Annotated in this window: 7 protein-coding genes; 5 read left to right on the top strand and 2 right to left on the bottom strand. The window is 53.7% G+C overall.

The features are described from left to right. Positions 1–1552, top strand: a 1552-nt coding sequence (locus VIR50_RS03565; RefSeq protein WP_331933763.1) for a glycoside hydrolase family 2 protein, incomplete at its 5' end; no start/stop codon positions are given. Positions 1553–1779: 227 nt separating this feature from the next. Here VIR50_RS03565 and VIR50_RS03560 read toward each other — a convergent pair. Continuing rightward, entirely contained in the window at positions 1780–3126 is a 1347-nt protein-coding gene (locus VIR50_RS03560) for a Gfo/Idh/MocA family oxidoreductase (protein ID WP_331933762.1), read from the bottom strand. Positions 3127–3251: 125 nt separating this feature from the next. Continuing rightward, entirely contained in the window at positions 3252–4340 is a 1089-nt protein-coding gene (locus VIR50_RS03555) for a pyridoxal-phosphate-dependent aminotransferase family protein (RefSeq protein WP_331933761.1), read from the bottom strand. Between the two features lie 226 nt (positions 4341–4566). Between VIR50_RS03555 and VIR50_RS03550 the strand changes: the two genes are divergently transcribed. The 4 genes from VIR50_RS03550 to VIR50_RS03535 all read left to right on the top strand — a co-directional run bounded on the left by VIR50_RS03550 (position 4567) and on the right by VIR50_RS03535 (position 11027). Then, on the top strand, positions 4567–5616 hold the full coding sequence (locus VIR50_RS03550) for a CDP-glycerol glycerophosphotransferase family protein (protein ID WP_331933760.1): 1050 nt from the start codon (positions 4567–4569) through the stop codon (positions 5614–5616). A 245-nt stretch (positions 5617–5861) separates the two neighbouring features. Then, positions 5862–8144, top strand: coding sequence for a beta-glucosidase BglX (gene bglX / locus VIR50_RS03545; RefSeq protein ID WP_331933759.1), 2283 nt, complete (start codon positions 5862–5864; stop codon positions 8142–8144). Beyond that, entirely contained in the window at positions 8144–8944 is an 801-nt protein-coding gene (locus tag VIR50_RS03540) for an alpha/beta hydrolase (protein WP_414703524.1), read from the top strand. The genes bglX and VIR50_RS03540 overlap by 1 nt, the downstream gene beginning before the upstream one ends. 463 nt (positions 8945–9407) lie before the next feature. Next, the gene (locus VIR50_RS03535; RefSeq protein ID WP_331933758.1) at positions 9408–11027 is read left to right on the top strand and encodes a hypothetical protein; all 1620 of its coding nucleotides are present in this window, start codon (positions 9408–9410) and stop codon (positions 11025–11027) included. Positions 11028–11554 lie beyond the last annotated feature (527 nt).

Here is an 11554-nt window from a genome sequence, read left to right as displayed (position 1 = left end):
CGACCCTGACAACGGCCAAACCGTTGACCAATTAGATTATAAGACGGGCATTCGCCAAATGAGCTATCGCGACATCGACACCGAGACAAAGCTCTATGTCAACGGCAAAAGGGTAACGCCGCTGGGCGGAAACTGGGGGTTCAGCGAGACAAACCTCAACTATCGGGCCCGTGAATACGACATCGCGGTGGGTTATCACCGACAAATGAACTACAACATGATACGCAACTGGGTGGGACAGATAGGCGATGAGGAGTTCTTCGACGCCTGCGACAAGCACGGAATCATGGTTTGGCAGGACTTTTGGCTGGCCAATCCGTGGGACGGACCCGACCCCTTGGATAACAATATGTTCATGACCAACGCCCACGACTTCGTTATGAAGATACGACGCCACCCCTCCGTGGCCATCTACGTGGGCCGCAACGAGGGTTATCCGCCCCAAACGCTCGACAAGGCACTGCGCTCCGAGGTGGCAAAGAGCCATCCGCAACTGGGTTATATATCGAGTTCGGCCGACGACGGCGTATCGGGACACGGCGCCTATCAGCTAATGCCGGTGTCGTATTACTTCCGTGAGCAAAGCCGAAAGCTCCATTCGGAGCGTGGATTGCCCAATGTGCCCTCGTATGAGAGCCTCAGCCGCATGCTCGCCCCGGCCGACTTGTGGCCCGTGGGACTGCCTTGGGCACAGCACGACTTCACGATGGGTGGCGCACAGAGCGCCCGCTCGTTCATAAAAACCATGGAACAACACTTCGGACCGGCCACCGACGCCCGCCAATTCGCCGCCCGGGCGCAGTGGGTGAACTACGATGGCTACCGAGCCATGTACGAAGGAGCGCAGCAATATCGCATGGGGCTGCTGATATGGATGAGCCATGCCTGCTGGCCTTCTACCGTTTGGCAGACTTACGACTACTATTTCGAGCCCACGGCGGCCTACTTCGGCGTGAAAAAAGCCTGCGAACCGCTCCACGTGCAGTACAACCCAACGACCCACGGCGTGCAAGTCGTCAACATGGGAGCTGGCAACCGCAAGGCCATGACGCTGAAAGCACAGACCATCAGCATGCGGGGAAAAGTCATAAAGGAGTGGACCCGAACGATTGACAGCCATGAGGACAGCACCCTCGAAGCCCTTACGCTGACGCTTCCGACCGACGAGGTTTACTTCATTCGCCTGACGCTGGCCGACGACAACGGCCTCCTATCGGAAAATACCTACGTGGAAAGCCGTGAGACCGACCAATGGCAAGCACTCAACACGCTGCCCGCCGTAAAACTGACGACCACCACCCGCTTTACCCGTCAGGGCGAAACGGCCCGTGGCACCATCACGCTGAAGAACCCGAACGACGTTCCGGCCCTCATGATTCGCCTTAACCTCAAGGGCGATGACGGCCAACAAATCCTGCCGGTCATCTACAGCGACAATTATTTCCACCTCATGCCGGGCGAGGAACGCACTGTCAGCGTGAGCTACCAATTGGAGGACGGCCGTGGCACCACGCCCGAGATTAAGGTCGAAGGATTCAATATGAAGGAGTAAGGGGGCACAGCCCCTACGGCCAAAGGCCGTCAGCCCCATCAGACGGGTCAGACTTGTCCGACTAGTCGGACCGGTCCGATCGGCCCAATAGCCATCTTTAGCAGCCTAAAAGCAGCCCTCTGACAACGCCGAAGCGGCCCTTTCATCGAGTGAAAGGGCCGCTTCTGTTTTTTAGCCATCAAGCTATAGTCTTTTTAACGGGTCATGCGTGCATGCTCGAGGCTGGACTATATAATGACCGTATCGCGGCGGGCGACAAAGTCGGAGATAGTGCCGGCGATGGCACGCGACACCGACTCGGACACGTAAGAGAGCGAACGACCCGTCTGAACCGACTTGAGGAAGGACACCAACTCGTAACGCAGGCCCTCGCCATCAAGCTGATAGAAATAGCGTTTGTTGGCGACGGGGTCCTCATAGCGCACCTCGAAATAATCGGTTTTCCACCATGGAGCCGGCACGTAGATGTAACCCTTGGTGCCCGAGATGACAAGTTCACCCTCGCTCTTGACGCCACGGCCCACTTTCAGCGAGGCTACGGCGTCGGGATAGATGAACGATATTTTGGTAAAAAGGTCGAAATCGGCATTGCCTTCGGCCAATCGGGTGACAATGGTCTTGTCGGTATAGTCGGTGCCGAGGAGCTGATAGATAGGCAGCAGGGCCGTGGGACCCCAAGCGCAAATGCTGTTCCACTCGGGCAATTGCCTGTCGCCCTGCTTGAAGGCGTCGAAATTGAAGAGGCTGGTGCAGGTGGCGTCGACCGACATAATGTCGCCTATGATACCGCTCTTGGCCAAAAGGCGCAACCGGTAATAGGCCAGCGAGTAGGCCGTCTTGATACTATCCATCAGCACGAGGCCACGCTCACGGGCCATATTGATGAGCTCCTGCCACTCGTCCACGGTCATGGCGATAGGCGACTCGCACAGAACGTGCTTGCCGCGGCTGAGGGCCTGACGTATCTGGGCATAGTGGAGCCGCGGCTCGGATATGATATAGAGGGCGTCGCTCTCCTCCATGAGCCGGTCGAAGGACGGCGTGGCCGTGGCCAAGCGCTTGAGGTCGTCGGAGAGGCAGTGGTCGTTGATGGTGAAAATGCCGCTGATCTCTATGCCGTTGACGAAGCTGCTCTCGTTACGTATCTTATCCAAGATGGGCGACTCGCCCACAAGACCGAGCCGCAAGGCCCGTTTCTCGCTCCTTATCTCGGTGCTCGAGACGCCTTCGGTGCGCTCAAGATAAACCACTTCGCAGAACTCTCGCAGGTAATCGAACTTGCCTCGCCAGTCGGAACCCACCGTAAAGATGTCGACACCGTAGCGCTTGATGTCGTCGATTTTCTGTCCTTCGTACTCCTCGATGATGATTTCGTCGGCCAATCCGGTAGCCCGCACGGCCTCGACACGCTCCATCAGCGTTTGCTGAACGTTGATTTTGCCCCGTTCCCGGTCGAAAGTGTCGGCCGTGACACCCACGATCAGATAGTCACCCAAGGCCTTTGCCCGCTCGAGCAGACGCTGGTGGCCGCGGTGAAACAAGTCGTAAGTGCCATAAGTAATGACCTTTATCATAATAAAAATAGGTGTTGATGTGAATGTGAATGGCCTTTGCCCGCCATCGGGGGCAGGATGTCGCGGACAGTCTTGGCCGCTCCGCGTAAATAAGAATCGCTTTCTCCCCTCATCGGGGGCAAAGGTCAGAGCAGTCCCCGACGCTCCAAATCCTTCAGGGCGTCGACAAGCTGGGTGTTGTCAGCGGGCGTGAGGGCGCCGATGTGGCCCACACGGAACACCCGCTCGGCCATGTCGCCGCCGTTGGGACATACCCAAATGCCATACTCATCCTTGAGTTTCAGGAAAATATCGTAGGCCGAAGCACGGAGCGGATGGAGCGGTGTGACGGCGTTGGAAAGGCTCTCCGACACGATCTCGAACGGCATTCCGGCTATCTTTTCCCTGAAATCGGCCGCCTGAAGGGCTATCTGCCGGTTCTCGCTTTCCACGCCTCCACGAGCCTCAATCTCCTTCAGGCGCACGTTGATTTGGCGCAATATGCCCACGGCGGGCGTGAAAGGAGTCTGTCCGCGCTCCGCGTTCTTCAGGGCGTCGGCCAAGTTGAGGTACATCGTCCGGCAGTGGCTGTTCATCGCCCGCTTCACCGCACGGGGCGCCATCACGATGATTGACACGCCCGGAGGGCAGGCCAGCGCTTTCTGCGAACCCGTTATCATGACATCGACGCCGAGCGCCGCCATGTCAAAGGGGTCGGCCAAGAAGGAACTTATGGAGTCGACGGCGAGGAAAAGATGGTTGCGCCGACAGAAATCGCTGATGAGTTGGATGTCGTAAAGCACCCCCGTGGACGTCTCGTCCAAGTTAACGAGGAAACCGGTGTAGCCCTGCCCCTCGTAAGGAGCCAAGTGTTCGGGCCTCAAAGCACGTCCCGGCTCGAGCCGTATCTCGGAAAAAGGAATGTCGTGAATACTACAAAGCTGTACGAAACGGTGGCCAAAGCTGCCACCATTGACCACTATCACCTTGTCGATGGTAGAAAAAAGATTCATCACCACTGCTTCCATGGAGGCCGTGCCCGACCCTGTGATGAATACGGCACGTGAATCTTGGGGCGCGTTTGCGAAGCGCAGCATGAGCCGTTCGTTCTCAAACATGGTCTCGGAAAACTCCGCCGTGCGGAAATAAGGTACTTGTTGGCTTCCCAAATCACACACGGCGTCACTCGACATGACCGGTCCCACCGTGAAATTCAACATCTTTTCTGACGTCATGATTACTGTCTAACGATTTTATTTTCTATAAAGATAGGGATTGTCAAGCCCTGAGCGCTTGCTCACAAATGGCCGAGTGCAGCCTATCTTATGCAAAGATAGTGCAAAAGAGAGCCATGGGAGTTTACTCACAAATGGCCGAGTGCAGCCTATCTTATGCAAAGATAGAAGATTTCTTTTGATAAGCCATAGGAAATATGTATCTTTGTGAAAAAATTGTAAGCCTATGCGAATCGTGTTGTTTTGCGAAAACAAGTATGCCATTGACATCCTTCAACCCCTTGAGGACGAAGCCCGGAGAGAGGGAAACAACGAAGTGATGTGGTATGTTCACGCACCCAAGATTCCCGAATTCCCATTAGCGGGGCAGGTAAGCTGGACCCATTCGATACAAGAGATATACGATTTCAAGCCCGAGGCCATCTTCGTGCCGGGCAACATCGTACCCTACTACCTGCCGGGGGTCAAGATTCAGGTGTTCCATGGCTATGCCGCGGAGAAGAAAGACCATTGGATCATCCGCCGATACTTCGATACCTATTTCACGCAAGGCCCTTACTTTACCTCGCATTTCAAGAAATTGGCGCTTCAATACAAAGATTTTGAGGTGTTGGAGACCGGCTGGACCCGCCAAGACTGGATATTCCGCCATCGCAACGACCATGAAGAAGAGCGCCGTTCCTTGCTCCGTGACAGCGGAAAGGAGCGAATCGCCCTCTATGCGCCTACCTTTTCGCCCAAGCTCACGTCGCTTCCACATATCAAGCAGGCCCTTATCGACCTCACGGAGCGCCGCAGCGTGCTGTTGCTCATCAAGCTCCATCCCCTCACCCGACCCGAATGGGTGGAGGAATACCGGCAGTTGGCCCGCGAGCATAGCGCCATCACTTTTGTTGAAGACTACGGATTATCGAAATACACCTTAATGGCCGACATGATGATCAGCGACACTTCGTCCACCGTTTACGAAATGTTGCTCCTCGACAAGCCCGTCGTCACCCTCAACACCATAGCCAAGGACATCTATTGGAGGAACATCACGACGCCCGCCGACCTGCTTTCGGCCTACGACGCCGCCTTTACCGACAGCTCACTCCACAACCGTCGCCAATGGGTTATCGACAATTACGACCCTTATCTCGATGGTCAGGTGGCCCACCGCATGCTCGAAGGCGCCCGTGACTTCATCCGCCGCCACGGCGTTCCCACCCATCGACGCCTCAACCTTTGGCGAAAATACACAAGTATCAAGACCTTCGGCCGCATCAGGCGATGAGCCCTATCGGGCCCTGAGGCCCATCGGACTTGTCCGACCAGTATGACTTGTCCGACCAGTCCGACCTTATCAACGCTCCCGCAGGCCCTCAGCACCCCATCATATCATCTTTTTAAACAAATCATTCATCACCCCAACCCCTCAACTCACCAACCTCAAAACAAATCATTCATCACCCCAACCCCTCAACTCACCAACCTTATAAACCGGCCTATGGCCTAATCAACTAAACAACTAAACACAAAATGAAACATCGAAAACTATGGGCCGGCCTCGCGTTGAGCCTCTCGCTGTTGCCCACCATGGCCCAACAGCCCGACCAAACCAAAATGAATCGCTTTATCAATGACCTCATGAGCCGCATGACCCTAAAGGAAAAACTGGGTCAGCTCAACCTTCCCGTCACGGGAGACATCGTCACCGGGCAGGCCAAGAGCAGCGACGTGGCCGCCAAGATTCGCAAGGGCGAAGTGGGCGGACTGTTCAACTTGAAAGGAGTTGACAAGATACGCGAGGTTCAGAAGGTAGCCGTGGAGCAGAGCCGACTGAAAATTCCATTGCTGTTTGGCATGGATGTCATCCATGGTTACGAAACTGTATTCCCTATTCCCTTAGCGCTTTCGTGCAGTTGGGACATGAACGCCGTGGAATCATCGGCCCGTGTGGCCGCCATCGAGGCCAGCGCCGACGGTATCAGTTGGACTTTCTCACCCATGGTCGACATCTGTCGCGATCCCAGATGGGGCCGCATGTCGGAGGGAAACGGCGAGGATCCCTTCTTGGGGTCGGCCATTGCCCGTGCGATGATACACGGTTATCAGGGCGATGACCTGAGTTTGAACAATACGGTGATGGCTTGCGTGAAGCACTTTGCCCTCTACGGCGGTGCCGAAGCTGGCCGCGACTATAACACGGTGGACATGAGCAGGTGGCGAATGTTCAACTATTACTTCCCGCCTTACGAGGCCGCGGCCAAAGCCGGAGCAGGTTCGTTCATGACATCGTTCAACGTCGTGGATGGCATTCCGGCCACCGGAAACCGTTGGCTCCTAACGGACGTGCTGCGCAAGCAGTGGGGTTGGGACGGATTTGTGGTGACCGACTACACCGCCATCTCCGAAATGATAGCCCACGGCATGGGCAATTTGCAGCAAGTTTCGGCCTTGGCACTCAATGCGGGCACCGACATGGATATGGTGGCCGACGGCTTTATCGGCACCTTGGAGAAGAGTTTGAACGAGGGAAAGGTAACAATGGAGTCAATCGACCGGGCCTGCCGCCGCATATTGGAGGCCAAATACAAGCTCGGACTCTTTGCCGATCCTTACCGATACATCGACAAGAAGCGCCCCGCCAAGGAGATTTACACGCCCGCTCACCGTGCCGAAGCCCGTCGCATCGCCGCCGAGACTTTCGTATTGCTTAAAAACGAGGGCCAAATTCTGCCCCTCAAGAAGCAAGGAAAGATAGCCCTCATCGGCCCATTGGCCAATACCGCCGCCAACATGCCGGGCACATGGAGCGTCGCCGCGGCCTTCGAGAAATACAAGAGCTTGTATCAGGCCATGAAGGAAGCCCTCACCGGCAAGGCCACCGTGACCTATGCCAAGGGCAGCAACGTGATGGACGACGCCCGGATAGAAGCTAACGGCTCGATGTTTGGCCGCGACATCCGCGACAATCGGCCGGCCGAGGACATGATTCGTGAGGCTTTGGCCGTGGCACGTGACGCCGATGTCATCGTGGCGGCCATCGGCGAGACCTCCGAAATGAGCGGAGAAAGCAGCAGCCGCACCGACCTTGCACTGCCCGACGCCCAAAAGCGACTGCTCACGGCCCTCAAGGAAACGGGCAAACCCGTGGTATTGGTCAACTTCTCGGGCCGAGCCACCGTCATGACGTGGGAAAACAACAACTTCCCGGCTATCCTCAACGTGTGGTTCGGCGGCTCCGAGGCAGGCGACGCCATCTGCGATGTGCTCTTCGGCGACCGTGTTCCGAGTGGCAAACTCACCGTTACCATGCCCAAGAACGTAGGCCAAATACCTATTTATTATAACCATTTGAACACCGGACGCCCACTTCCCGAGGGCGCATGGTTCGCTAAATACCGCAGCAACTACCTCGATGTGGATAACGATCCGCTCTTCCCGTTCGGCCATGGCTTGAGTTACACCACGTTTAAGTACAGCCCCATCCGCCTCTCGGCTGCCACCATGACCGCCGACGGCACACTGACGGCCACCGTAGACGTTACCAACACGGGCCGATACGATGGCGATGAAATCGTGCAACTCTACATCCGCGACCTCGTGGGCAGCGTTTCCCGCCCCGTGAAAGAGCTCAAGGGCTTCGAGAGAGTCCACCTGAAGCAAGGCGAAACCAAGTCAGTGAGCTTCACGATAGACGCCGAGAAGCTCAAATTCTACAACGCCGACCTGCAATTCGCTTGCGAACCGGGCGATTTCGAGCTCATGATCGGTCCCGACAGCCGCAACGTTCAAACCGTAAAATTCCAACTGCAATGATCCGAAAACTACTCTTTCTCGTAGCCCTCGCGCTGTGGCAGGCCCCCGCCGCCATGGCCCAAAAGGGTTACAAGCTCATCAGCGACCTGAGCTACATCAGCCCCGACGACACATCAGCCTATCGCCGGGAGCGCTGCAAACTCGATATTTACTATCCCGAGGGAACGAAAAAGCCCTTCAAAACCCTCGTATGGTTCCATGGCGGCGGTCTCATGGGCGGACAAAAGGAATTGCCCGAGAACCTCAAAGGCCGTGGCATAGCCATCGTGGGGGTCAATTACAGGCTCTCACCCCGGGCCCACAATCCCCAATACACCGAGGATGCGGCGCAGGCAGTGGCATGGGTGATGAACCACATCAAGGACTATGGCGGATCATCCGACCAAGTATATGTGTCCGGCCACTCTGCCGGCGGCTATCTGACGCTCATGCTTTGTCTCGACAAAAGCTATCTGGCGGCCCACGGTATCGACGCCGACGCCATACGGGGCTACCTCCCCATCGGCGGACAAACGGCCACACACTACACCATCCGTCAAGAGCGCAAGCTATCATTCACCACCCCCATCGTCGACCGCTACGCACCCTTGAACAACGTGCGCAAGCTCGCCACCCGGTTGGTGCTCATCACCGGCGACCGCAAATTGGAGCAAATGGGCCGTTACGAGGAGAATCTTTACCTCAAATCGGTACTCGAAGGCATAGGAAACGCCCCCATCCCGCTCTACGAGCTCAATGGTTTTGACCATGGCGACTCCGCCATTCCCGGCAGATTATTGGTGTTGAAGGAAATGAAGTAGGCAGCTGTGAGCGCCACGTTTTGGCGCCCACAGTGCTTGAAAAGGTCGGACGAGTCCGACTAGTCCGACCAGTCGGACCGGTCCGACTGAGGGGCAAGCCCCTCAACAACCCACCACCACAACCCAAAAGCGGCCCTTTCATCAGGTGAAAGGGCCGCTTTCGTATGGTCAAAGCTGTGCTTTGACCCGCTCATAAGCGCTCTTCGGCAACACCATAAAACATCCCCTGACACCGCCAAAACCACCCCAAAACCCACAATTCCTTGACTTAAAGCATGTTTTAGATATATTTAACCTAAATGTTTCGCAATTTTTCTTGCATATATTAAATAAAGGTGTAACTTTGCAACCAAATGTCTAAAGAATTGTATTCAGTTTACTACATATTATATTTAGGGATTGTTACAAACAGACACACATCGAATTAATAAAATAAAAATAAACAATAGATTGTTATAAAAAGATGAAACACATTAAAATTAATTTGGCTTTAGCAGCCTTGGCAGGTTCTATGGCTTTAGCTTCTTGCTCGTCTGACGAGATCGCTCCTACCATCGGTGGCGAGGAAAGCGCTGTTTCGACAAGAGGTATCGCACCCGCCAAAGCGTCAGATATTACATTTTACGCAGGTGGCAACCAGTTAGTAAGCACATTGACCAGCCGCGCAGGTAACGGTTCTTTCTCTTATCACAAGTATTGGGATGGTGATTTCCCCGCACAGTACAAGGATAATCGTCCCGGCGATATTCAGCAGGCAGAGAAAGATTTTGTAATCAAGTATATCAAAGAGCATAAGGATCAGAATTCTGTACCATTCAACTACAGCAATTACTTCATCCAGAACATCGGCTCAAGCTACGATACCTATACCGGATTGGTAGACATGAACCGTGCTCAGCACTCAGTTACCGGTGGCAACCACATGGATTATTTGGTAATCAATGGCCAGCACATCAATGACTACAATGCTACTGGGGGTCCCAACGCGTTGGTAATGAACTTACTCGTTAAGAATCCTACTTACCACGATTCATGGGGTGACAAAGACCAAACAAAAGAAAACGCTTACAAAATCTACGAAATTACATACAACGGTAAGAAGGGTTACTACTTGGCATTCGACTATCGTACCAAGAAGAACTCCGGCGAAGTACACGACGGTGACGGCGTTTACAATGACTGGGTTGTTAAGTTGACACCTGCAGATCCTATTGATCAGGAGAACACAGGCACAACACCTCCTCCATCATCAGAGAATCCTAATCCTCAGGTTCCCCAAGAGCCGACCCCAACACCTCCGGTTCCTTCTATTCCCGAAGTAACTCCTTCAACTCCTATTGTAACCACTACAAAGGGTGAAATTGAGGTTAACCTCTCTCTCAACAAGAAGAAGACTGACGGTGACTGGATTGCAAGCAAGCTCTCTATCCACGTTCGTGCCAACTCTGATGTTGAGGTATTCCTCCCCGTAGACGCTCAGTACTACTGCGAGCAGGACGACATGAACATCGTTCTTTCTCACAAGCATGATGACTTGCTCTACAACAACACTACCAACAAAGAAATGACTTGGCAGGTTGCCGGCCAGACAGTGAAACTCACAGTAAGCTACGAGGCCAACGGTATTCGTGTGAAGACACAAGGTATCAACGAAACAGTTCTCAAGGAACTCCGCGAGAAGTATGGCGACGGTATCACATTCGAGGTTTGGAACTACTTCAAATCAGAAGCTATCACACGTGAGCAGTTGCAGCCCATGCTCAACAACTCTACTATCAAGTTCACTGCTGTTCCCGACCGCTACGTAAACGCTTTCGGTGCTGTTTACAACTACAACGATGGTGAATCACCCGTTTACAGCAAGCTGGAGAACGCCGGTACCGATAACGAGGTTTGGACTCCTTACACTGACGAGAACCTTACCCAGCCACTCGACCAGCAGTATTGGGAAAGAGAAGCCGGTGAAAAGAAGTACTACTTGCTCAAGCATCACATGAATCCGCTTGATTGCACCGTTACTCCCGAGGGCACAGAGCTCAAAGAAAGCGGCAAGCGCGTGTACAGCAAGCTCTACACCAAGTAAACCGAAAAGGTAATCAGTCATATCGACTGACCACATAAAGAAAGAACGACAAGAAGGTTTCTTCTTGTCGTTCTTTTTGTTTTATCTCTTTCCATGCCTGCCGGCATTTCCTACAAAACCTATCATCACCCTACAATAAACTCGCCGGCATTTCCGGCGGAAACCGTTATCATCCCCCCGAAAGCCGTCTGCCATCCTCTCGATAGTACACCAACATTTCCATCAAAACACATTGTTATCTTCTTCAAAACACCCCATCATTTCCTCCACGCCCCATCCTGAATCCCGCAGCGGCCCCACTCAACAAACCACCCGGCCACCTATAATATATAAGGTGGCCATACGGCCCAAATCGTACAGCCATGTATAACCTTACACTATGCTAATAGGCTCTGTTCCAACAGATATTAATGATTTTACGAACAGTTATCGCATATTATTCCGAAATAAAAGTATTATTATTCAGTATTAAAAGTTTTTTACTTTTATTTTTGTATATTTGTAACCGTTATATCATTCAGTAATCT

Origin of the sequence: Prevotella sp. (genome assembly GCF_036570325.1) — a bacterium.
In the GTDB taxonomy this organism is placed as follows: Bacteria; Bacteroidota; Bacteroidia; order Bacteroidales; family Bacteroidaceae; genus Prevotella.
This window is presented reverse-complemented; position numbering and strand designations above follow the sequence as displayed.

What these genes read in the sequence shown, in the direction of transcription:
- VIR50_RS03560 (WP_331933762.1), bottom strand. Translation starts at nt 3,126, where the DNA reads ATGATAAAGGTCATTACTTATGGCACTTACGACTTGTTTCACCGCGGC.
- VIR50_RS03555 (WP_331933761.1), bottom strand. Translation starts at nt 4,340, where the DNA reads ATGACGTCAGAAAAGATGTTGAATTTCACGGTGGGACCGGTCATGTCG.
- VIR50_RS03550 (WP_331933760.1), top strand. Translation starts at nt 4,567, where the DNA reads ATGCGAATCGTGTTGTTTTGCGAAAACAAGTATGCCATTGACATCCTT.
- bglX (WP_331933759.1), top strand. Translation starts at nt 5,862, where the DNA reads ATGAAACATCGAAAACTATGGGCCGGCCTCGCGTTGAGCCTCTCGCTG.
- VIR50_RS03535 (WP_331933758.1), top strand. Translation starts at nt 9,408, where the DNA reads ATGAAACACATTAAAATTAATTTGGCTTTAGCAGCCTTGGCAGGTTCT.